Annotated in this window: 20 protein-coding genes; 8 read left to right on the top strand and 12 right to left on the bottom strand. The window is 61.1% G+C overall.

Annotated features, from left to right (window positions below; genetic code table 11):
* Positions 1–16 precede the first annotated feature (16 nt).
* A complete protein-coding gene (gene aspS / locus A4A58_RS08850; protein WP_068731098.1) occupies positions 17–1,789 on the bottom strand; it encodes an aspartate--tRNA ligase in 1,773 nt (590 codons plus the stop codon).
* A 309-nt stretch (positions 1,790–2,098) separates the two neighbouring features.
* On the bottom strand, positions 2,099–2,326 hold the full coding sequence (locus tag A4A58_RS30225; protein ID WP_139069811.1) for a hypothetical protein: 228 nt from the start codon (positions 2,324–2,326) through the stop codon (positions 2,099–2,101).
* Between A4A58_RS30225 and A4A58_RS08845 the strand changes: the two genes are divergently transcribed.
* From A4A58_RS08845 to rnd, 3 genes are all read left to right on the top strand, one after another.
* On the top strand, positions 2,298–3,977 hold the full coding sequence (locus tag A4A58_RS08845) for a methyl-accepting chemotaxis protein (protein WP_068731097.1): 1,680 nt from the start codon (positions 2,298–2,300) through the stop codon (positions 3,975–3,977). The two genes, A4A58_RS30225 and A4A58_RS08845, sit on opposite strands and share 29 nt — an antisense overlap.
* A 50-nt stretch (positions 3,978–4,027) precedes the next feature.
* Positions 4,028–5,503, top strand: coding sequence for a protein adenylyltransferase SelO (locus A4A58_RS08840; RefSeq protein WP_068731096.1), 1,476 nt, complete (start codon positions 4,028–4,030; stop codon positions 5,501–5,503).
* Positions 5,504–5,604: 101 nt separating this feature from the next.
* Positions 5,605–6,753: a ribonuclease D gene (gene rnd, locus A4A58_RS08835; protein ID WP_068731095.1), complete on the top strand. Its 1,149-nt coding sequence runs from the start codon at positions 5,605–5,607 to the stop codon at positions 6,751–6,753.
* A gap of 87 nt (positions 6,754–6,840) precedes the next feature.
* On the opposite strand, the gene A4A58_RS08830 is transcribed toward rnd, so the two are convergent.
* The 5 genes from A4A58_RS08830 to A4A58_RS08810 all read right to left on the bottom strand — a co-directional run bounded on the left by A4A58_RS08830 (position 6,841) and on the right by A4A58_RS08810 (position 12,427).
* Complete coding sequence (locus A4A58_RS08830; protein WP_068731094.1) at positions 6,841–7,134, bottom strand: hypothetical protein; 294 nt, start codon at positions 7,132–7,134, stop codon at positions 6,841–6,843.
* A gap of 138 nt (positions 7,135–7,272) precedes the next feature.
* Positions 7,273–8,778 carry an exopolyphosphatase gene (ppx, locus tag A4A58_RS08825; protein WP_068731093.1) on the bottom strand — a complete coding sequence of 502 codons (1,506 nt, stop codon included), beginning with the start codon at positions 8,776–8,778 and terminating at the stop codon, positions 7,273–7,275.
* A gap of 12 nt (positions 8,779–8,790) precedes the next feature.
* Positions 8,791–10,992: an RNA degradosome polyphosphate kinase gene (locus A4A58_RS08820; protein WP_068731092.1), complete on the bottom strand. Its 2,202-nt coding sequence runs from the start codon at positions 10,990–10,992 to the stop codon at positions 8,791–8,793.
* A gap of 156 nt (positions 10,993–11,148) precedes the next feature.
* Positions 11,149–11,826 carry a DnaA ATPase domain-containing protein gene (locus tag A4A58_RS08815; protein ID WP_068731091.1) on the bottom strand — a complete coding sequence of 226 codons (678 nt, stop codon included), beginning with the start codon at positions 11,824–11,826 and terminating at the stop codon, positions 11,149–11,151.
* Between the two features lie 46 nt (positions 11,827–11,872).
* The gene (locus tag A4A58_RS08810) at positions 11,873–12,427 is read right to left on the bottom strand and encodes a CDP-alcohol phosphatidyltransferase family protein (protein WP_068731090.1); all 555 of its coding nucleotides are present in this window, start codon (positions 12,425–12,427) and stop codon (positions 11,873–11,875) included.
* Positions 12,428–12,594: 167 nt separating this feature from the next.
* On the opposite strand from A4A58_RS08810, the gene purM reads away from it, so the two are divergent.
* Both purM and purN read left to right on the top strand, forming a co-directional pair.
* Positions 12,595–13,668, top strand: coding sequence for a phosphoribosylformylglycinamidine cyclo-ligase (purM, locus tag A4A58_RS08805; RefSeq protein ID WP_068731089.1), 1,074 nt, complete (start codon positions 12,595–12,597; stop codon positions 13,666–13,668).
* Positions 13,669–13,675: 7 nt separating this feature from the next.
* Positions 13,676–14,332 (top strand): phosphoribosylglycinamide formyltransferase, encoded by a 657-nt coding sequence (gene purN / locus A4A58_RS08800; RefSeq protein ID WP_068731088.1) that lies wholly within the window; start codon positions 13,676–13,678, stop codon positions 14,330–14,332.
* Between the two features lie 46 nt (positions 14,333–14,378).
* Here the strand turns inward: purN and A4A58_RS08795 are convergent, their stop codons facing one another.
* Together A4A58_RS08795 and A4A58_RS08790 are read right to left on the bottom strand one after the other, a co-directional pair.
* The gene (locus tag A4A58_RS08795; RefSeq protein ID WP_068731087.1) at positions 14,379–16,355 is read right to left on the bottom strand and encodes a DNA/RNA non-specific endonuclease; all 1,977 of its coding nucleotides are present in this window, start codon (positions 16,353–16,355) and stop codon (positions 14,379–14,381) included.
* A gap of 266 nt (positions 16,356–16,621) precedes the next feature.
* Positions 16,622–17,446: an alpha/beta fold hydrolase gene (locus tag A4A58_RS08790; protein WP_068731086.1), complete on the bottom strand. Its 825-nt coding sequence runs from the start codon at positions 17,444–17,446 to the stop codon at positions 16,622–16,624.
* A 337-nt stretch (positions 17,447–17,783) separates the two neighbouring features.
* Between A4A58_RS08790 and A4A58_RS08785 the strand changes: the two genes are divergently transcribed.
* Together A4A58_RS08785 and A4A58_RS08780 are read left to right on the top strand one after the other, a co-directional pair.
* A complete protein-coding gene (locus A4A58_RS08785; protein WP_068731085.1) occupies positions 17,784–18,821 on the top strand; it encodes an alpha/beta fold hydrolase in 1,038 nt (345 codons plus the stop codon).
* A gap of 20 nt (positions 18,822–18,841) precedes the next feature.
* A complete protein-coding gene (locus A4A58_RS08780; protein ID WP_068731084.1) occupies positions 18,842–19,792 on the top strand; it encodes a fatty acid desaturase in 951 nt (316 codons plus the stop codon).
* Here A4A58_RS08780 and A4A58_RS08775 read toward each other — a convergent pair whose 3' ends face one another.
* Both A4A58_RS08775 and A4A58_RS08770 read right to left on the bottom strand, forming a co-directional pair.
* Complete coding sequence (locus tag A4A58_RS08775) at positions 19,793–20,374, bottom strand: TetR/AcrR family transcriptional regulator (protein WP_068731083.1); 582 nt, start codon at positions 20,372–20,374, stop codon at positions 19,793–19,795.
* 102 nt (positions 20,375–20,476) lie between these two features.
* Complete coding sequence (locus A4A58_RS08770; protein ID WP_068731133.1) at positions 20,477–22,399, bottom strand: adenylate/guanylate cyclase domain-containing protein; 1,923 nt, start codon at positions 22,397–22,399, stop codon at positions 20,477–20,479.
* A 285-nt stretch (positions 22,400–22,684) separates the two neighbouring features.
* Between A4A58_RS08770 and A4A58_RS08765 the strand changes: the two genes are divergently transcribed.
* Complete coding sequence (locus A4A58_RS08765) at positions 22,685–23,068, top strand: hypothetical protein (RefSeq protein WP_068731082.1); 384 nt, start codon at positions 22,685–22,687, stop codon at positions 23,066–23,068.
* 119 nt (positions 23,069–23,187) lie between these two features.
* Here A4A58_RS08765 and A4A58_RS08760 read toward each other — a convergent pair whose 3' ends face one another.
* Entirely contained in the window at positions 23,188–23,391 is a 204-nt protein-coding gene (locus A4A58_RS08760; RefSeq protein ID WP_068731081.1) for a cold-shock protein, read from the bottom strand.
* Between the last annotated feature and the right edge of the window lie 62 nt (positions 23,392–23,453).

Raw genomic sequence — 23,453 nt, 5'->3', positions numbered from 1 at the left:
ACAACAAGCACGAAGATTACTTCTCCGGCAGATTCAGCCTGATGTGCGCCTCGCGCAACTGCTTCGGCGAAGCCTCTGACGGTGCGCCCATCAACAAATCTTCAGCACGCTGGTTCATCGGGAAGAGCGAGATCTCGCGCAGGTTGTTCGTACCGCAGAGCAGCATCACGATACGATCGACGCCTGCCGCCATACCGCCATGAGGCGGTGCGCCGTACTGGAAGGCGCGATACATGCCGCCAAAGCGCTCGACCACCGTCTCCTCGCCGTAACCGGCGATCTCGAATGCCTTCACCATGGCTTCTGGCTTGTGATTACGGATACCGCCCGACGCGATCTCGTAGCCGTTGCAGGTGATGTCGTACTGGAAGGCCTTGATGGTCAGTGGATCCTGCCCGACCAGCGCATCCATGCCACCCTGCGGCATCGAGAACGGGTTATGCGAGAAGTCGACCTTCTTGTCGTCCTCGTTGTACTCGTACATCGGGAAATCGACGATCCAGGCCAGCGCAAAGCGCTCCTTGTCGATCAGGTTCAGCTCTTCGCCGACCTTAGTGCGTGCGAGACCGGCGAACTTGTAGAATTTCTCGGGATCGCCCGCGACGAAGAACGCGGCATCGCCGGCCTTCAGGCCGAGCTGCTGACGGATCGCTTCGGTACGCTCCGGTCCGATGTTGTTGGCGAGCGGGCCTGCACCCTCACCGCCCTCGCGCCACATGATGTAACCGAGGCCCGGCTGGCCTTCGCCCTGCGCCCAGGAATTCATGCGGTCGCAAAATGCACGGCTGCCGCCGCCGGGACCGGGGATCGCCCAGACCTGGTTCTTGTCGTCTTCGAGCATGCGCGCGAACACCTTGAAGCCGGAGCCGCGGAAGTGCTCTGCCGTGTTCTGCATCTCGATCGGGTTGCGCAGATCCGGCTTGTCGGTGCCGTATTTGCGGAGCGACTCTGCGTAAGGAATCTTCGGCCAGTCCTTGTTGACCGGCTTGCCCTTGGCGAACTCCTCGAACACGCCGGTGATGACCGGCTGCACGGCGGCGAACACGTCTTCCTGCTCGACAAAGCTCATTTCGAGATCGAGCTGGTAGAACTCGCCCGGCAGACGATCGGCGCGCGGATCCTCGTCGCGGAAACATGGCGCGATCTGGAAGTAGCGGTCGAAGCCCGACATCATCAGCAACTGCTTGTATTGCTGCGGAGCCTGCGGCAGCGCGTAGAACTTGCCGGGATGGATGCGCGACGGCACCAGGAAGTCGCGTGCGCCTTCCGGCGACGACGCGGTGAGGATCGGCGTCTGGAATTCGAAGAAGCCCTGCTCCTTCATCCGCTTGCGCATCGAGTCGACGATGGCGCCGCGGGTCATGATGTTCTGGTGCAGCTTCTCGCGGCGCAGGTCGAGGAAGCGATACTTCAGCCGGATGTCTTCCGGATAGTCCTGATCACCAAACACCGGCAGCGGCAGTTCGGCCGCGGGGCCGAGCACCTCGATGGCATCGATATAGATCTCGACATCGCCAGTCGGCAGTTCCGCATTCTCGGTGCCACCGGGACGACGACGCACCTTGCCGTCGATCTTCACGACCCATTCCGAACGCAGCGTCTCGGCGACCTTGAACGCCGGCGAGTCCGGGTCGGCGACGCATTGCGTCAGGCCGTAATGGTCGCGCAAATCGATGAAGAGCACGCCGCCATGGTCGCGGATACGATGGCACCACCCCGACAGGCGAACGGTCTGGTCGATATGGCTGTCGCGGAGCGCGCCGCAGGTGTGAGACCGGTAGCGATGCATGGGTATCCTGGAAATACGTCAGAGGGCGGAATCGGGTTCGCGATCAAGCGCGAAGCGCAGGGTTTACCCGACCGCATCCGACGCGGCAACCAAAGCTCGGCGATCAGATCGCCCGAATTTGCGGCCCGCTGCTGCGTCATGCGAGGGGTCCAGACGAGAAATTTGAGATCCTCATTTCAAATCGCAATCAGGCGATAAGAAAATCTCCCGCAATGCGGGAACTACATGATTGTACAAGAAATAATCAACTACCTTAGATCGTGCACGCCAAGTAACCAAGTGCGCGGCATCGGTATTTCAGCACCAAACTCAATCACTTAAAGTGGTATTTGCGTCAAAATTTACTGAACGTTGACGACCGCCGTTCACTGTCGTGTTGTGAATCCTGCCCGTTTTGAAGGCAGGCTCTTCAACTGGAACTTGCTGCTTCTTGCCCTGCCGCAACCCAAGGCAGCCGCCATTTCGGCTGACCGGCGTCGCAGCCTTAGAACCGCCGAGGAATACGTTCGTGCTCGCCAGATATTCAATCAGTACCAAGCTGTTTGTCATTGTCGCTTTTCTCTCCATGGTGATCGCGGGTATCGGCACCCTCGCCTTCATGCAGATGCGAGCCATCAACGCAGCGACCCAGGATATCCAGACGCAGTGGCTCCCCAGCGTCCGCTGGATCGGTGAGATGCGCGTTCAGTCGGCGCGGTATCGCGCAGTGCTGCGCGACCACCTGATCGTGGCCGATGCCGACCGTCCGGATGTCGACAAGAACCTCGCCGCCCGCAAATCGGACTTTGAAAAGGCCGCAAAGGCCTATGCCCCGCTGGTGTCATCGCCGGCAGAGCGCGAATTGGCCGACAAGCTCGACGCAGAATGGAAGGCTTTCATCGCCGCGGGCAACGACGTCCAGGCCCTCGCCAACAAGGGCGACGTGAACGCCGCCAAAGAGATCAACGCCAAGAAGGTCGTCCCGACCGGCCGCGCCATGGACGGCACATTGGCCAAGCTCGTCGAGTTGAACGACAAGGGCGCCGAAGCAGCCGGCAGCAATGCGAACGCCACCTATGCCAACGCGATCTGGATGATGGTTATCATTCTCGGCGCCTCGGTCGTGCTCGGCCTCGGCGCAGCCATGTATCTGGTGCGCGACATCTCCGGCGGCATCGCCTCGATCCTGAAGCCAATGGGCCAGTTGACCGATGGTCAGTTGGAGGCCGTCATTCCACATCAGGGCGAAAGCACCGAGATCGGCCGTATCGCCAGCGCGCTGCAAATCTTCAAGGATGCCCTCATCGCCAAGCGTGCGGCAGATCAGGCCGCCGGCGCCGAAGCCGCCATCAAGGCCGCCCGTGCAGAAACCATCACGAAGGCAACCAGCAACTTCGAGTCGATGATCAGCGAACTGGTGGGCTCTTTGTCATCGGCCTCGACCGAACTCGAAGCCTCCGCCACCACGCTGACCCGCACGTCGGATATCACCATGACGCTGTCGGGCTCTGCAGCGTCTGCATCGCATACGGTGTCGAGCAACGTTCAGTCGGTGGCCGCGGCAACGGAAGAAATCACCTCGTCGGTGAATGAAATTGGCCGCCAGGTTCATGAATCGAACCGTATCGCTTCGACTGCCGTGCTGCAGGCCGAGAAGACCAATGAAAGCATTATCAAACTCACGCAGGCCACTGCACGCATCGATGACGTCGTGAAGCTCATCACCGCCGTTGCCGAACAGACCAACCTGCTTGCGCTCAATGCCACCATCGAGGCCGCGCGTGCCGGTGAAGCCGGCCGCGGCTTCGCCGTTGTCGCCGCCGAGGTGAAGGCGCTGGCATCACAGACCGCTAAAGCCACCGATGAAATCAGCATGCAGATCGCCGGCATGCAGGCGGCCAGTGCCGAGACGATCGAAACCATCAAGGAGATCGGCTCGACCATCACGCTGATTTCCGAAGTCTCGTCGGCCATCGCCGCGGCGGTCGAGGAACAGGGCGCGGCGACCCAGGAAATCGCGCGCAATGTCCAGCAGTCGGCCCAGCTCAGCACCCAGGTCGCGAGCGAGGTCACCGAGGTCAATCGCGGCGCCAGCGAGACCGGCTCGGCCTCCACTCAGGTGCTTGCTGCAGCGCAGTCGCTGTCGCTCGAAAGCAATCGCCTGAAGGACGAAGTCGACCGGTTCCTCGACACGGTTCGCGCCGCCTGAGACCGCTTTCAGCGGTTGCCTAACACGTCATGGCCCCCCATCTTGGGGCCATGACAGTCCACTTCCCGTTCAACAACAGCTATGCCACCCTGCCCGCGAATTTCTTCGCCCGCGTCGCACCGACGCCGGTAGCGACGCCGCGGCTGATCAAGCTGAACCGCGCACTGGCCAACCAACTCCGCATCGATCCTGATTGGCTGGCCAGTCCCGAGGGCGTTGAGGTGCTCGCCGGCAAGCGCGTACCCGATGGCGCCGCCCCCCTCGCGATGGCCTATGCCGGACATCAGTTCGGACATTTCGTGGCGCAGCTCGGCGATGGTCGCGCTATCCTGCTCGGCGAAGTCATCGACCGCGACGGCGTGCGCCGCGACATCCAGCTCAAGGGCTCCGGTCCGACGCCTTTCTCGCGCCGCGGCGATGGCCGTGCTGCGCTTGGTCCGGTGATCCGGGAATATATCGTCAGCGAAGCCATGGCCGCCTTGGGCGTTCCCACGACCCGCTCCCTCGCCGCCGTCCTCACGGGAGAACGGGTTCAGCGTGAGACGATGCTGCCGGGCGCCGTGCTGACGCGCGTAGCCTCAAGCCACATCCGCGTCGGCACCTTCCAGTTTTTTGCCGCGCGCGAGGATATCGCCGGGGTGAAACAACTCGCCGATCATGTGATCGCCCGGCACTATCCCGACGCAGCCGAAGCCGAACATCCCATTCGCGCGCTGCTCGATGCGGTGATCCGCCGTCAGGCCGAACTTGTCGCACGCTGGCTGCATGTCGGCTTCATCCATGGTGTGATGAACACCGACAACTGCTCAGTATCTGGCGAGACCATCGATTACGGCCCCTGCGCCTTCATGGACGCCTACGATCCTGCCACCGTCTACAGCTCGATCGACGAGACGGGCCGCTACGCTTATGCGAACCAGCCGCGCATCGCGCTGTGGAATCTCACTCGCTTCGCCGAGACGCTGCTGCCGCTGATCGACAGCGATGAGAAGACCGCCATCGAGATTGCGCAGGCCGCATTGGGCGAATTCGCTGATATTTTCGACACGGCCTATCAGGCCGGTCTCCGCCGGAAGCTCGGGCTGTTCACCAGCCAGCCGGACGATGCCGCATTGGCGCAGGATCTGCTGACCGCGATGACGGCCAATCAGGCCGATTTCACCTTGACCTTCCGCCGCCTCGGCGCCGCCGCGGTTGACGCAGACAACGACGAAGCCGTGCGCGGCCTGTTCATCGATCCGACAGCGTTCGACGCTTGGGCTGTGAACTGGCGGCAGCGACTCGGCCAGGAGTCGCAGGACGCCGGTACCCGCCATCAGGCCATGCAGACGATCAATCCAGCCTTCATCCCCCGCAATCATCGCGTCGAGGCGGTGATCCAGGCGGCGCTGGCCGACGACTACGCGCCGTTCGAGAAATTGCTGGCCGTGCTGGCGAAACCCTATGAAGATCAACCGGAGATGGCGGATTACGCCGAGCCGCCGGAGCCGGATCAGCGCGTACTGAAGACCTTCTGCGGCACCTAAACACCCTCATTCTATCGGAGCAGACCTCCAATCTGCCCGAAACACCTTGACTCAACAGGTTTTTCGGCCGAACGCCTTGGTTAAAGCGTTATGGACCGTCCATGGAACTGATCACGACCACTGCCCAGCTGACCGCCGCCTGCGAGCGACTTGCCAAGCACCCCGTCATTACGGTCGATACGGAATTCCTCCGCGAGACCACCTATTACCCACTGCTCTGCGTGGTCCAGATGGCCAGCGCCGAGGATGCCGTGGTCGTGGACACGCTGGCCGATGGCATCGACCTCGCACCGTTCTTCGCCCTGATGGCCAACGAGGCTGTGCTGAAGGTCTTCCACGCCGCGCGGCAGGACATCGAAATCATCGTGCACCGCGCCGGCGTGGTGCCACATCCGATCTTCGACACCCAGGTCGCGGCCATGGTGCTCGGCTATGGCGACAGTATTGCCTATGACCAGCTCGTCGAACGCGTCACCGGCCACCGCCCCGACAAGACCCACCGCTTTACCGATTGGTCACGCCGTCCGCTGACCGAAGAGCAGTTGCACTACGCCGTCTCCGACGTCACCCATCTGCGCGACGTCTTCGCCAAGCTCGATGCCGATCTGAAGAAGCGCGACCGCAGCGACTGGGTCAGCGAGGAAATGGAAATTCTCACCTCGCCAAAGACCTATGATTTCCATCCCGAGCGCGCCTGGGAACGACTGAAGACCCGCGTCCGCAAGCCGAAAGAGCTCGCAGTGCTGATGGAAGTCGCTGCCTGGCGCGAACAGGAAGCGCAGAGCCGCGATGTGCCGCGCTCGCGCGTGCTGAAGGACGATGCCGTCGGGGATATCGCGACCCACGCGCCGACCTCACTGGAGAAGCTTGCCAACCTGCGTTCGCTGCCGAAGGGCTTTGATCGCTCCAAGTGGGGCAGCGACATTGTCGCCGCCGTCCAGCGTGGCATCGCCCGCGACCCCAACACATTGCCGAAGATCGAGAAGCCGCGCGGCAATTCCAACGGCGCGGCGACCGTCGAACTACTGAAAGTATTGCTGCGCATGACCTCCGAGCGTCACGCCGTCGCCAGCAAGGTCATCGCCACCGTCGACGATCTCGAGCAGATCGCCACCGACGACAATGCCGACGTCGGCGCCCTGCACGGCTGGCGGCGTGAGTTGTTCGGCGAGGCCGCCCTGGCGCTCAAGCATGGCCGCCTTGCATTGGCGATGGAAAAAGGCCGGGTGATCCGGGTGGATCGCGCGTAGGCTGCGTCGTCCAAGGTAGCGCTCTAATTGCCTGCCGCAGGGCGAGGCGTACAGCATCTCGCCCTGCGAGACGCAATGACGATCGCTTTACGCCGCCGATCTGTTCTTGATGGCTCCGACGATTGCCGTAAGCACCGCACCTGCGACACCGCCTCCGGCCACCTGACCGATCAGCGAACCGATATCGGTGGTTGTCGATGCGTTTGAAAGCATAGGAATCAGCATTCCGAGAATTTGACCGCCAACGCCGCCACCTATTGCACCCGCGATCGTGTTACCGAGTGTGCCAAGATCGACAGACTTCGATGCACCACCAGCAACATTTCCGCCAATCGCGCCGCCAATCAGTTGAACGATAAGGTTAATCAGAAGGGCTGACATTTCGACTCTCCCGGTCCGGAAATCGTATGTACTTGCCGCGTGGACCAAAACGGCCGCACCGGAAAAGAGTATACGCACGGAAACCGAGAGTCACGCCGCGCTGCAATCAGTAGTACCATTCAGAGTGAGCGGCGGTGGCTATCGCCTGACGATCGAACCCGACTTCCCGACCAGTCGCGCCAGCTGCTTGAAGCGACTGCCGACGCGGTCGGCGACGAGATCGACCATGCGATGCTCGAAGACGAGCATCATCTTGCGATCCTTGGTGGCGAAATGCGTGGCGGGCAGTACGCCCGGGCGCGCCGCCGAAATGAGATGCGCGACCCTGAACAGCGCGCCGAGCAAACGGGCGCGTTCGACCTGTGCCGGCGAGACAAGCGCGCGGACCAGCTCCGGGGGCTCGTTTTCGGCGCCGAATCCTGCGTAGCGGTAGTACACACAGAGCGCGAGGAATGCGCGACCGTGATGATCGACCGAGCCGAAATTGCCGTTCGTGATCAGACTGAGTGTCTGCTCGCCGCGATGATCCGGATGGACGCGCCAGCCGATATCGGACAACAGACACGCCACCCGACGTAGCCGACGATCCTCGTCAGTCTCTTTGAGCTTGGCGACACGGGCGAACCGATCACTCCAGTCGCTCAGCTCCTGCGCGTGGCGGGCCGAACGCGACAGCAACTCGTTCATGGTCTGCGCGGCGCCGACCAGACCATCCTGCATGCGCTGTGCTTGCGGCAGCATTTCGTACAGCAAGCCTTCGCGAACGCCATAGGTCGAGAACACGATGGTCTTTGGCTTGGCGGTGCGAATGACATATTCAAGCACGAGCGCAGCGTAGACCAGCAGCGGCTGGCGCTGTTCGGCGATGGATTCGATATTGGCGAGAATGTTGGCTGTTGCGAGTCGGCGCAAGCGGCGCACGAAGTCGAGCGCCTCGTTCGCCGGGATCGAATAGCCATGCATCACACGTAGCGGGTAGCCACTCTGGATGATGTGCAGCCGCGCCAATGCACGCCAGGTGCCACCGACCGCATAGAAATTGCGACCCGCGCCCGTCTTGAGCTGCGCGACATCGGCCAGCGCCAGCCGGACGATGCGCTCGGCCTTCTTCGGTGATTTCTGCGAGGCGTCCTGCAATGCGAGACTACCGAGCGGCAGCGTCACGCCCTGCCGGACCGCATTTCCTTTGACATCGATCAATTCGAGCGAACCGCCCCCGAGATCACCAACCAGGCCATCCGGCTTGTGCACGCCTGAAATCACGCCCAGCGCCGAGAGCTTCGCCTCGCGCGGCCCCGATATGATCTGGATCTCGCAGCCGCAGATTTTCTCGGCAGCTGCGATGAAGGCAGGTCCATTGCTCGCATCGCGCGCCGCAGCGGTCGCGATCGCGTAGACGCGACCGACCTTCATGACCCTGCACAGCGCACGGAAGCGCCGAAGCGCCGTCAGCGCCTTGTCGACAGCGTCCTTGGCCAGCAGCCCGGTACTCTGCACTTCGCGGCCGAGACCGCACAGCGCCTTTTCATTGAAGAGCGTGACAAGGCTTCGCGTCAGCGACTCGTAGACCACGAGACGCACCGAGTTGGAGCCAATATCGATGACGGCGACGCTGGTCGCGCGTTGATTGGCACGCGCTACCACGTTGCTGGTTCCTTACGAGGATTGGTGACGCTCCGAACGGCGGGTGAGCCGGCGCGGGGATGATTTCTCAAGCGACTTTCCACGGCCAGACAGACTCGGATTCGTCATGAAGTAATTGTGCACATTGAAGGGTTCCTCGCCCTTCGCTGCCTTCATACGCGTTGACGATCCATCCGGCAACAATTGCCAGCTCTGTTCCGTATCCTTGAGATTGGCCACCATGATCTGCTCAAGCACCTGGGTATGCACCGTGGGGTTCTGCAGCGGACACAGAACCTCGACGCGGCGATCCAGATTGCGCGGCATCATATCGGCCGACGAAATATATATAGCCGCCTTCGGGCTCGGCAGACCATTGCCCATACCGAAGCAGTAGATTCGACCATGTTCGAGGAAGCGGCCGATGATCGACTTGACGCGAATGTTCTCGGACAGGCCGGGCACGCCCGGCCGCAGGCAGCAGATGCCCCGCACGATCAGTTCAACGGATACACCGGCATTCGACGCCTCATAGAGCGCATCGATGATTTCCGGATCGACCAGCGAATTCATCTTGAGCCAGATCGCACCCGGCTTGCCGCTGCGGGCGAACGCCGCTTCACCGCGGATGTGTTCGAGCATGCGTCCGCGCAAGGTCAGCGGGGACACGGCCATCTTCTCGATGTCGCTCGGCTCGGCATAGCCGGTGATATAGTTGAAGACGCGTGCGGCATCGCGGCCGATGATCGGGTCGGATGTGAAATATGACAGATCAGTGTAAATGCGCGCGGTGACCGGATGATAGTTGCCGGTGCCGGTGTGCACATAGGTCGTGAGCGAGCCGCCCTCGCGGCGCACCACCAGCGACAGCTTGGCGTGGGTCTTCAATTCCAGGAAGCCATAGACCACCTGGACGCCAGCGCGTTCGAGATCGCGCGCCCAGCGGATATTGGCCTCTTCGTCGAACCGCGCACGCAGCTCGACGAGCGCCGTCACCGACTTACCAGCTTCGGCAGCCTCGACCAACGTGCGAACGATCGGCGAGTTGTTGGAGGTGCGATACAGAGTCTGCTTGATCGCCACCACATCCGGATCGCGCGCGGCCTGCTGCAGGAACTGCACGACGACGTCGAAGGATTCATAGGGATGATGGACAATCAGGTCCTTCTGACGGATCGCGGCAAAGATGTCGCCGCCATGATCGCGGACACGTTCCGGATGACGCGGCACATAAGGCACGAATTCGAGATCGGGCCGATCGAGTCGCGTGAGCTGCGAGACCTCGTTCATGGCGAGGATGCCGTCGACAAGCAGAATTTCGTCATCCGAGGTCGCCAGCGCGCGTTGCACGAAGGCACGGAGTTCTGCCGGCATGCTGGCTTCGATTTCGAGGCGGATCACCGACCCTCTGCGGCGACGCTTCAGCGCAGTCTCGAACAGCCGGACCAGATCCTCGGCCTCTTCTTCGACTTCGAGTTCACTGTCGCGGATGATGCGGAAGGCACCCTGCCCCTGAACGGTGTAGCCCGGGAATAGACGTGCGATGAACAGGCCGGTGGCCTGTTCCAGCGTGATCAGACGGACCGCGCCGTCCTTACCGAGGGTCGGCAGGCGGATGAAGCGATCGATCTTGCCGGGCATACGGATGAGTGCGTTCATCGTCTTGCCATCGGACACCCGCGACAAGTGCAGCGCGATGGTGAAGCCGAGGCTCGGAATGAACGGGAACGGGTGTGCCGGATCGATCGCCAGCGGCGTCAGCAGCGGGAAAATGTTGTGGAGGAAATGATCCTCGATCCAGGTCCGATCTGCCTTGCTGACCTCCTTGCCGTCGAGCAGCGCGATGCCGACATCGGCCAGCATGCCGCGCTGGTCGCGCCAGATCGCCTGCTGGTCGCTGCCGAGCTTGGAGACCGCGCTGTTGATCAGCACCAGTTGCTCGGCGGGGGTCAGGCCGTCCGGGCTGCGCTCGGTGATTCCCTCACGGACCTGCGCCTTGATACCGGCGACGCGGACCATGAAGAATTCATCAAGGTTGTTCGCGGAAATCGACAGGAAGCGGACGCGCTCCAGCGCCGGATGGCCCGGATTAACGGACTCCTCAAGGACGCGGCGATTGAAATGCAGCCAGGACAGCTCCCGATTGATGAAGCGCTCGGGACCCGACGCGACCACCTCTGCCGGCTTCGCTTCGCCCTTTTTCTCTTCAATAACAATCTCTTCTGCGGAGTCCATGAGGCAGCAATCCATCCAGTTCAAGCAGCGCTATAGTGCCGGCAAATCACAGCGGACATTGCGTCAGTTGCGTGACGCTTCGATGACATTGAGGAACCTGCCTGCTGCGCCGTCAAGGCACGGTTTGACGCGCCGCGTGTGACGTCCAAGGCTAAGTCAGGCGTCGCGCAGCAGTTCCGCGGCCAATGCACGGGTCACCGGGCGTCCAAGCCGGAGCGCCTCGCTATCCAGCAATTCCACCGTATGGCGGGCGGCGGCGAATGACCGCTCGATGCGGCTGGCCACATAGCTGACCACGCTCTCGTCGATGCTGAGCTGGCGATCGGCGCAAAACTTCACGATCAGCGCCCGAAACAACCCGTCATCCGGGGGCAGCAGATTGACCACCGGAATCGCACGGAGTCGCGACCGCAGATCGCGCAACTCGACCTCCATCGCGGCGGGGGCGACCCGTGCCGTGATCAGCACATAGGCGTTATCCTGACGCGCCAGATTCAGAAGGTGGAACAGCGCCCGCTCGTCGAAGGCCCCGGCATTGAGATCCTCCACAACCAGTGCGTTGGTTACCAGCTCGGCCGGAACCGTTGCGGCTGTCAGGCTGCGCGCCATGGTGGAGCGCGCGCCGGCCTCCTCGGCCCAGATCGCCGCCAGATGGCTCTTGCCGGCCCCCTCCGGGCCGACAAGCAGCATGACCCGGTTCGGCCAGTCCGGCCAGCAGTCGATCAGTCCCAGCGCCTCGGCATTGGCCGGGCCCTCAAGGAAGTTGTCGCGGGACAGACTCTCCGCATGGGGCAGCGCGAACGCCAATTGACGGGGTTGGACGCGGGCGACCACGCAAATACTCCTGCCGGCTCCGCCGGCGAACGTCACGAATACCGGTTTACCGGGGCTCTTGACCGGGTTCGATGGTGCTCATGTGTCGCATCCACTCGACGAGATAGAAGGACACAGAGAGCAGCGTCAAGACGGTCACAAAGCCCATTAAAATCAAATCGTAAGGCGAGGATTTGAAACCAAATCCGAGAGCAGCAAGGACCAAGGCTGCGAACGCCACCTGCGCCACCGTATTGAGCTTCGACACCATCAGCGGCTTCATCGGGATCGGCTTGCCGAACAACCATGACACAATCACGGCGCCCACAATCATGATATCCCGCGACACCACGAGAATCACGATCCAGCGCGGAACGGCCCCCCATATCCCCAGGGAGACATAGATCGAGACCAGCAGCGCCTTATCGGCCAAGGGGTCGAGCAGCGCGCCGAGTTCGCTGGCCATGTTGAAACGCTTGGCGAGAAAGCCGTCCACGGCATCGCTGACCCCCGCAATCACGAAGATTGCAAAGGCGATTTCCATCTGGTTCGAGGCAATCGCCCAGACGATCACGGGCACCAGCAGGATGCGCCCGAGGGTGATTAAATTGGGGATACTCACGCGGCGCTTCCCGGCTCCGGCCTGTTTCGCAATCCGAGCTTGGGGCTCCGACCGGCTTACCGCCTACATAGTAATCGGGATAGCGTTTACGAGCCATTGCGCAGGCGGGGATTCCGACGTAACCAGCCGAAAATACACAGTTTCGCAGCTCCGGCAGGATACCCGGCATGACCGATCAGAAAAAAGGCCTCACTTACGCGGACGCCGGCGTCGATATCGATGCCGGCAACCGTCTGGTGGACCTCATCAAGCCGATGGTTCGCGCAACCGCCCGTGCCGGCGCTGACGCCGAGATCGGCGGCTTCGGCGGACTGTTCGACCTCAAGGCCGCCGGCTTCAAGGATCCGGTTCTCGTCGCCGCCACCGACGGCGTTGGCACCAAGGTCAAGATCGCTATCGAAGCCGGCATTCATAACGGCATCGGCATCGATCTCGTCGCCATGTCGGTCAACGACCTCGTGGTCCAGGGCGCCGAGCCGCTGTTCTTTCTCGACTACTTCGCCTGCGGCAAGCTCGACCCAGAAGCCACCGCCTCAATCGTCGCTGGCATCGCAGAGGGCTGCCGTGAATCCGGCTGCGCGCTGATCGGCGGCGAGATCGCCGAGATGCCCGGCCTGTACAAAGACGGCGACTACGACCTCGCAGGTTTCTCGGTCGGCGCTGCCGAGCGCGGCACGCTGCTGCCGACCAAGGACATCAGCGTGGGCGACGCCGTAATCGGCATGGCCTCGTCTGGCGTCCACTCCAACGGCTTCTCGCTGGTCCGCAAGATTGTCGAGCGCACGGGCCTCACTTACGCCGACAAGGCGCCGTTCTCGCCGGTGATGACGCTTGGCGGTGCACTGCTGACCCCGACCCGGCTCTATGTGAAATCCTGCTTGCGCGCGATCCGCGAAACCGGCGCTGTGAAGGGCCTCGCCCATATCACTGGCGGCGGCTTCACCGACAACATCCCGCGCGTGCTGCCGAAGAACCTCGGCGTACGTATCGACCTGCCCGCCCTCACCGTCCTTCCGGTGTTCAAGTGGCTGGCAAAGGAAGGTGATATCGCCGAACTTGAGCTGTTGCGCACCTTCAACTGCGGCGTCGGCATGATCGCCATCGTCAAGCGCGAAGCCGTGCAGCAGGTGATGGACATCCTGCGTGAGGGCGGCGAGACCGTGTCGCTGCTCGGCGACGTCATCGAAGCTGAGGGCGACGAACGCGTCGTCTATCACGGGCATCTCGAACTCAACCTGTGAGGCCGTGATGCGTCGCGTCGCCATCCTGATTTCCGGCCGTGGGTCGAACATGACGGCGCTGATCGAGGCCGCTGCTGCAGATGGCTTCCCGGCCGAGATTGCGCTGGTGATTTCCAACAGGGTTGATGCTCCCGGCATCGCCACTGCGCAGGCCAATGGCGTCAAGACGCTGGTGATCGAGAGCAAGCCGTTTGGCAAGGATCGCGCCGGCTTCGAGAAGCTGCTGCAGGCGACCCTCGACGAGCACAAGATCGAGTTGATCTGCCTCGGCGGCTTCATGCGCCTGTTCACGGCGGAATTCGTGCGACACTGGTACGGCCGGATGCTGAACATCCACCCGTCGCTGCTGCCGTCCTTCCCCGGCCTCGATCCGCACGGTCAGGCATTGCGCGCCGGCGTCAAGATTTCCGGCGCCACGGTGCATTTCGTCATTCCAGAGACCGATGCCGGTCCGATCGTGATGCAGGGAGCCGTGGCCGTGGTCGATGACGACACCCCCGACACCCTCGCCGCGCGCGTGCTCGACATCGAGCACAAGATCTATCCGCAGGCGTTACGGCTGTTGGCCACCAACAGCGTCGGCATCACCGGCGACACCTGCACCACCAGTACCGGCGCCAGCGCCAGCCTCGACGACACGCTGATCTCGCCGACAGTGATCTAGGGCGAGGCGCCCGAGGTCGCATCGCCCCGCACTGCAGCCCGGCAGGTCAGATTACGACGTCGTCCATATCGTTGATCCACCGGGTTCTTCGCGTCGTTTCCAACGTCCCGTGTGCATCGAACGGCTTCACCGCCGAGAAATCCAGACCGGTCGCCTCCTCGATCGCCGCGATCGTGGTTTGAATCCTGCGCTTGCGCATTTCATCGACGGTGTACGGCTTCAATCCGGAGAACACCTTGGCCTCATACAGCGCCTGGACATACTGGGTCTGCCCGACGATGAACGCCGCCGCGGCGATCTTGGTCGTCGTCTTTTGCAGCACCGCCACTTTCCAAAACGAGAGCGGCACCTTCCACGGTCCGCCCTTGCGACCCTTGCCATAATAGGGATCGTCATCGCGATAGATCGGTCCGGTAAAAACCGTCAACCGCTTCTCGGAGGTCTGCGCCTTATCCAGCAGATAGTCCTCGAGATTGCCCCAGTCGATATCGTTGTAGCTTTGCACCTGCGGCGCTGCATTGGTGTAGTGGAACGTGTCCTCGGAACCCGCTTGGGCTTCCTCGAGACGTTCCACATCGTCGGACAGTGCGCTCCAGCACGGATCGAGCAGACGGACCTGATGCCCCCGGCTGAATTGAACTGGATCGTTACCCTTGGCCTTTTCGTAGAAGGCACCGTCCGGCTGATACTCGTCCGCGATCCGCGCGTCGCGCCGCCACGTATCCTTTCGCTTGCCGGGATGGATGAGTTTCCCCCCGGCAATATTGACCGCCGTGATCAATGGAAACTTGCGCTCTTCATGGATCACCGACGTAAAATGATGATAGGCCAGTTCATATCCCGAGCCATCCAGTAATGGCGCAACCTTGCCGGCGGCAAGCAGCGGTGCATAGATCGTCGCAAGATCGATGGGATTGCTCTTGAAGAACCCCGCATCATAGCCACGGACACCAGCCCAGCGTGACACTTGAAGCGGCTTGCGGTCAGCCTCCAGAAGCGTCTCGCCAACCGATATGCCCTGGGACATCGGACTGAGGCCGAGCGACTTGTCGAGCCTGTCGAGAACGAGCCCCGCCTGCCGTTTTGCAAATCGTTCCTTTTCGAGGAGTGAAAAGATGGCACTGATCCGAATGCCTTCATTGGCGATCCATACCGGATCCTTGACGACTGCGCCGGGCTTGCTCGGCGCAGGAACCGCCTTGTGATGCAACGCCAGCACCTGCCACTGGTCATTGAGCACGGGCGCGCCCGAAGACCCCGGTTGCGTATCGGTCGAATAATGGATGAACTGACTAAGGTCGATCCCGACAGCCGAGGTTGGGTCAAGCGTGACGATCTGGCTGGCGCGGATCGCGATCTGCTTCGGCTCGCTGCCCGGATGCTGAATGATCGTGACCCATTCGCCATCGACTGCTTTGCCCGACAGCGGGATCAGTGGAAGCCGGCCGTAGCGGTCGAGCGGTACGCCGTCATCCGACAACGGCGTAATCGCCACAAAGGTAATATCGAGTTCGGCGTTGGTATAGAATATTTCATGCGGACGCAGGTTGAAGCAGACCGGATCGCGCAACACGCCATCGATGTCGTGCTCGTAGCCGAACTCGGCCTCACACTGGCTCGCCTCGTCTTCGTCGCCAAGCACGTGATGATTGGTGAGCAACAGTCGTGGCCCGACCAAAAAACCGGTGCCGTACCACGCCCCGCCATCACTCGGCACTCTGATCCGGCACACGGCCGCAGCTGCACGCTTGCCCCGATCCAGAAAATTGATCGACAGCAGATCGCTTTCGCCAATGATACGCTCGAACGCATTGGGGTCGCTGCGCGGCGCCTCGAGGAAATTCTTGCGGGCAGCAAAACGATCATCTGCCTTGGCTCGGCTGCGTCGTTTGGCGCGCGCGGAAGGCGGCACATAACTCGAATCCGCTCTGGATATGATCTTCTCCAGCTGTGCGGACAGTGCCGTCGATGTCGTTGCAACAACGTCTTTCTGAGACTCACTCGCTTCGCGATCGGAATCCATTGCGCGTCCCCACAAACCGCCAAAAAATGCATCGTCCACAAAACGCCCGTACCAAGTCGGCACGGCACGCGCTATCAAAGGTTGCATATTGGCGCGATCGTAACTTTTTCGCAACGAGGACAACGCATTTTATTGTTCGGCAGGCGCCCCGGACTGTCGTGTGTCCGTCATCAATGGGGATTGCTCAGTTCGCTAGCACCGGTCGCAGAACCATCAAAGACAATGCGAACGACGCAACACGTCCTGCGTCGTCCGTACTGCGTCGTTTAGCTGCGAACAAATGCCAGAATATCCGGATTGATCACGTCGGCATGGGTGGTCAACATCCCGTGCGGGAAGCCCGGATAGGTCTTCAGCGTGCCGTTCTTGAGTAGCTTCACCGTCAGTGGTGCAGAGTCGGCATAAGGCACGATCTGGTCATCATCGCCGTGCAAAACGAGCACCGGCACGTCGATCGCCTTCAGGTCTTCGGTGAAGTCGGTTTCCGAGAACGCCTTGATGCAATCATAGTGCGCCTTGGCGCCGCCGATCATGCCCTGCCGCCACCAGTTGTCGATCACGCCCTGATAGACTTTCACACCCGGGCGGTTGAAGCCGTAGAATGGCCCGGCTGGGACATCGACATAGAACTGCGCGCGGTTGGCAACAAGCGCAGCACGGAAGCCGTCGAACACTTCGAGCGGCAGGCCGCCGGGATTTTTCTCGGTCTTGAGCATGATCGGCGGCACGGCACTGACCAGCACTGCCTTGGCGACGCGCCCCTTCCTGGCCCGCGCGACGTAACGCGCGACTTCACCGCCACCGGTGGAATGGCCGATATGGACGGCATCCTTAAGATCCAGTTTGTCAGTGAGTTCGGCGACGTCGGCCGCATAGGTGTCCATCTCATTGCCGGTCGCGGTCTGGCTGGAGCGGCCATGGCCACGCCGGTCGTGCGCAATGACGCGATAGCCCTGATTGAGGAAGAACATCATCTGGTTATCCCAGTCGTCTGCGCTCAGCGGCCAGCCGTGATGAAACACGATCGGTTGTCCGGTGCCCCAATCCTTGTAGAAAATTTCGGTGCCGTCTTTGGTGGTGATGGTTCCCATGATCCAGACTCCTTTGAGTGGGTTGCGGGCAAGCGCGACTTCGAATTCGCAGCGGCTTATGCGGACAACCTGGCCGCTTTTCGCCTCTGCGCCGATGACAGGCCAGTGAATAGACTAACGGGCCGCAAGTCTCTTGTACGTTTCGAATACAAAACCAAGATGTCGCCGAGCCGCCAACGGGTGGCGACCAACTGCACGCTATTCAGGCGGCATTGCCGAAGTTTCGGCATTGCGCTCTTCGCCAATTAATATACCAATAGTACAGTTATTAAATTTTGTCGAGCGGATCGCTTGTCGCACCCTCGGCAAGCGTCAACGGACCTTCCGGAGCTGCAGCATGAATACGCCGAGCGACTACCAGATCTTCGAGGCGGGTGACGTGCTGCTGCAATCCGGCCAGCGTCACCCACGCCTGCAGCTTGCCTACAAGACCTACGGCACACTCAATGCTGCCAAGGACAATGTCATCCTCTATCCAACGTCGTTCGCCGCGCAGCATTACGACACAGAGTGGCTGATTGCGCCCGGAGCGGCCCTCGATCCCGAGCGCTACTTTATCGTCATCCCCAATCTGTTCGGCAACGGGCTGTCGTCGTCACCATCGAATTCAATGGAGACCCTTGCTGACGCCCCCTACCCGAACATCAGCTATCACGACGCTATCCCGATCCAGCATCGCCTGCTGACCGAGCAATTCGGCATCACCCGTCTGGCACTGGTCTATGGCTGGTCGATGGGTGGCATGCAGGCCTATCACTGGGCCGCCCGCTATCCGGACATGGTGGCACGCGCGGCAGTGGTCTGCGGCAGCGCCCGTTGTTCGCCGTTCAACGCCGTATTCCTCGAAAGCGTGCGAGCGGCTCTGACGACCGACCCCGCCTTTGTCGATGGCCGTTTCGTGTCCAAGCCATCCGCGGGCCTCCGCGCCATGGGGCGGGTTTATGCCGGCTGGGCAATGTCGCACGGCTTCTACCGCGATGAGCTCTGGCGCGAGGCCGGTTTCACCTCACTGGAAGACTATCTGACACGATCATGGGATGTCGCCTTTGCGCATCGTGATGCCAACAATCTGCTCGCTCAACTCTGGACCTGGCAAAATGGCGATATCAGCCGCTGCGATGCATTCCGTGGCGACTTCCGGAAAGCCATGGCTGCTATCAAGGCACGCGTTCTGCTGATGCCTGGGCAGACCGACAATTATTTTCAGGTCGGCGACAACGAAGACGAACTCCCTCTTCTGACCAGCGCACGCGCCGCCGAACTGTGTCCGATCCCCTCGTTGCACGGACACCGCGCCGGCAATCCCGTCAAAATTCCCGCCGACACGGCCTTCATCAACACGAAGGTCTCCACGCTGCTCGCTGCCGACGCCTGAACCGAGAACGGAACGAACCGATGACGATGGATGCAGTTGGCCATGGCAAGATCGAAACCCGCGCCCTGACGCCTGCACAGCTGAAGGACCTGTCGGTTCGCGCCAATCTTCCGGGGCTGATCCGCTCGATCAGCCATTATGCCTTGATCACTTTGGTTGGAACGCTGATCTGGCAGGTCGCTACCCGCTACGGCGTGGTGTGGACGACCCCGCTGGTCATCATCCAGGGCTATCTCATCGCCTTCCTGTTCATGGCGGTGCACGAGGCCGCACACAAGACCGTGTTCACGAGCCGGCGGCTCAACGAGATCCTCGGCCATGTCTCATCGCTGATGATCGTGCTGCCCTATGAGCACTATGCGCTGTTTCACTGGGATCATCACCGCTTCACGCAAGATCCCGACCGCGACCCGGAGCTCGTCACCGCGACGATCCCCTCGTCCGACACCAGACTCGCCATCGCCTATACCGGCATCGTGCAACTGACCAATCGGATCCGTCTGCTGGTCCGCCGTGCTCTGACCGGACAAGCCGTAGCGCCGTGGATCCCGGAATCCAGGCAGGGCATGGTGGTGCGCGAAGCCCGCATCTATGCCCTCGTCTATCTCGCGCTGCTGATCGCTTCCATCGCGTTCTCCAGCACGATGCTGCTGTGGTGCTGGCTCATCCCACTCTATGTCGGCCAGCTATTCCTGCGGCCCTATCTTTATGCCGAACACACCGGCTGCGAGCGTACCCGCAGCGCCTATGAGAACACCCGCACGACCTACACCGACAGGCTGACGAAATGGTTCACATGGAACATGCCATTCCATGTCGAACATCACGCCTATCCGTCCGTCCCCTTCCACGCATTGCCGAAGCTCAATACGATCATCGACGAGCGCATCGCGCATCGCGGTCAGGGCTACCGGGCCGTCACGCGCGAAACCTGGCGCTGGTTTCGCCGCGCGCGGCAAGACGGCATCTGACTATCGCGCCGACAACACGGATTTGACGAGCTTGCGCGCATAGTCGGCCGTCAGCGGTCGAAATCCAAAGACATACTCATAAAATAGCGTGCCATAGATCCGGTCATAGAGATCGCCGGCCGGCTCCGAAGCAACGATGCTGCCGTCCTTCTGGCCGTCCTTGATAATCGCCAGCGATATGTCCCGGCGGATACCGAGGTAGCGTTCGGAGAAGATTTTCGCTGAACCGGTCCGCGAGATGCATTCGGCAATGACAGCGAGCTGCACCTTGCCGAAATCGCTGTTCAGCGCCACGGCATAGGCGGCGGCATGTTTCGTGATGCGCATGAACGGATCGCCGCTCTCGGAAAGCGGCAGCATAGTGGACGCCTGCCGCAGAAATGCGTCGATCAGTACCGCTTCGCGCGACGGCCACCATTTATAGATCGTCATCTTGGAGACGCCAGAATCCCGCGCAATCGCATCGATGGTCGTCGCAGCGAGCCCCTGGGCTGCCATCATGCGATAGGCACTTTCCAGGATCGCATCCTCGGTCTCGACCGATCGAGGACGACCTCGCCGCACCGGGCTCACGTCGGTCATCGTCGCAATATTTCTCTGTCGGCTGCCATACGCCTACTATAGCGCGGCACCCATCGATCAAACAGAGAAATTGGCGTGGCGATCAGACGCGGCGACGGAATGTTAGTCTCGCGCGCCGAGCAACTCATAGATCTGCACTTCGGCGGCAAAGCCTTTCGGCTTGATCCGGGCGACACTGCGGAAAAGAAACAATGAGTTCACCCGCTCCTTGACGGCTTCGCTGACCAGGACGCTGGTTCCGTAGTCCTTGTTGAGCGTCTCGAGCCGCGACGCGAGATTTACGGTAGCGCCGAGCGCCGTGTAATTCATGCGGTCGGGCGACCCGATATTGCCGATCATGACATCACCGACATGCAGGCCAAACCGGGTCTTATAGACCGGCCAGCCCTCGCGCTCGAATTCCTCGTTGAGCTTGCGATTGGCTTCGACGCAATCGAGCACGGCGGCACAAGCCTGTGCCACATGGTTCGAATGTTCGATCGGCGCATTCCAAAGTCCCATCACAGCATCGCCAATATATTTATCGACCGTGCCCTGATGGGTAGCGATGACGTCCGAGATCGCAGCGAAGTAGCGCGACGTGTAAAGCATCACCCGTGTCGGATCCTCGTTCTCGGTCATCCCCGTAAAATTCTCGACATCCGTAAACAGGATGGTCGCCTCGCGGCGCTCGCCCCCCAATTGCATGGCCGTGCCGGTTTCGACCAGTTGCTGAACCAGGCGCTTGGGGACGAAATTCGAGAATGTCTGCACCAGCGTGCGCATGGTGAAAACCGATCGCCCGAGATCGTCGATTTCGCGGATCGGAGAATGCAGCTGTGGCATAGACGAGAACCGGAAGTTCTGGATCCGGTCCACCTCACGCGCCAGAATTCGCAGGGAGAGCGACAGCTTGTTGCCGATCCAGAACGCAATCGGTACGGCGGCGATGACGAAGCAAAATGCGAGAATGAAAAGCGTGCGTTTCTCCTGCTCTATCTCGGCATAGAATTCATCGAGCGGAGCGAAGAAACCAACGCGAAGATTGGCGGATCCAGCCATCTCTACGGGCCTGAATGCGGCCGCATAGGCACGCCCGGTGCCGTCATCGAAGAACTGTTGCTCAACGCCGGTCTGGCGCCAGGCCTTGATGGCCGCGGTTGCGCCGATCGTATCGACGTCGCTCAGTCGTGGCAGCTCCGACAGTTTGTTCGGCACGCTCGTGGCTTCAAGCCACCGGGACATTTCGGGATGCGCCAGCACCCGGTCGGCATCGTCGAACAGAAACGCAAGGCCGGAATGCCCGAGCTGCTGCTTGCGCAGCATGGCCTCTGCTTCACTCAGCAGAATATCGCCGGCCACAACACCCTGCTGCCCCTCCACGATGGGCATCCGCAGCGTATAGCCGATGTCGCCGGTCTCATAGAAAATATAGGGCTCAGTCAGCAGACTGGCATTGGCCTCGAAGGCGCCGCGATACCACGGCCGAACACGCGGATCGAAATCGACAGGCCCGGACAGACTTGCCAGGGGCTGCAGCGCGTCATCGAGAAACGCTGTCGTGGTCTGGAGCGGTCCAAACTCGCCTGCTTTCACGATCATGAACAGGCGAAACCTGGCTCCGTTCGGCGCCCCGAAGCGGGCCTTCACCTCGGCTCCGGTTCGGTCGATCAGGTCCATCTCCAGGAACGAGCCGTCCTCATACCCCATATACAGGCTGAAGAGCTGCTTGTTGTTGCGGAGCATCGACGCCAGCAGGATATTCAGCCGCGGATTATTCTTGATCTCGGCCGACTGGACCGATGTGATGCCGCGCAGGATATCCAGATTGTCATGGACGCTCTTGAGCTGCGCATCGATGCGATCGGTCGCAGCCTGCGCGACCACGCTGAGATACGACGAAGCCGCCGTCCGGATGATCGTGTTGACCCTGCTGAAGCTGAGATAAACCAGCGCCAGGCCGACCGTAAGGACGACGCCGACGAACAGCGCAATGATCGACGTCCTGAAGCCAATCCGAAAACGCGATCTCGCCGGCACCGTCATCGCAGGATGCTCCACACGCCAGCCAATCTGGCACCGCATATCGACAGGCCAGACCTAGCTGCGCCGGACGGGAAGTCTCGCGGTATCATGATTCCGCCACGCAAGCGCAATTGCCGAGTATCTTTACGGTAAAGAAACCCGATCCGTGCTTACGACATCGGACAATGAGCTCACCTCGTCCAGTACGCCGGCAAGCGCCACGAGCTGCGACGATTGCAATGCCTCAATGGCAACTGCATAATTGAAACAATTGACTATTCTGGCTGTCACTTAAGGAAATGAAGAATGACGGGCGCCGATCTGGATGTGATCATCCGGCAGACTGCTAAGCAGCAAAACAAGACACTGATGGCAGCCGTCAAGGCACAACGCGATCGCTATGCGGGCCTGGCCGCCAAGGCCAAGGACAAGACCGCCAAGGACCGTTTCAAGCAACTGGCGAAGGACGCGACGGAGCAAGGCATGGCCGCCGCCAAGCGCCTTCAGATGTCCGCCGATAATGCCGCCGATAGCTATGCGCGATCAATGCGTAAGGCCGTTGAAGCACTTCAGATCGCAGAAGCAGCGCAAGCGATGAAGGCTCAGAACGCCGAGAAGGACAAGGCCCCCAAGAAGGCTGTCCCCGCCAAGAAAACGGCCAAAAAGGCGAAGAAGCCAAAGAAGCGATAATGCGGGCATGACCTCGCCCGCTCGGCGCGATCCGCACCGGAGCTACAAAAGGCCCGGCTTGCGCCGGAGTTACATCAGTCGGCCGGCCCATATGTCAGGGCCGGCACAGCAAGACTCAGTTATGAGATCTTGAGATTCTCGGCAGACGCCTTGCCGCGATTTTCCACCAAGTCGTATTCGATGGTCTGATTTTCGTTGAGGGTGCTGAGGCCCGCGCGCTCGACGGCGGAGATGTGCACGAAGACATCCTTGTCGCCGACAGTCGGCTTGATGAAGCCATACCCCTTGGTGGGGTTGAACCATTTGACGGTGCCCTTCTGCATCGTCTGTCTCCCAATCTAGATACAAAAAAGACGCGGCCACGCATCATACGTACCACGCCACA

The organism is Tardiphaga robiniae, assembly GCF_001618955.1.
GTDB classification, from domain to species: domain Bacteria; phylum Pseudomonadota; class Alphaproteobacteria; order Rhizobiales; family Xanthobacteraceae; genus Tardiphaga; species Tardiphaga robiniae_A.
The sequence above is the reverse complement of the archived record's forward strand: the minus strand, read 5'-3'. Positions and strand labels throughout refer to the sequence as shown.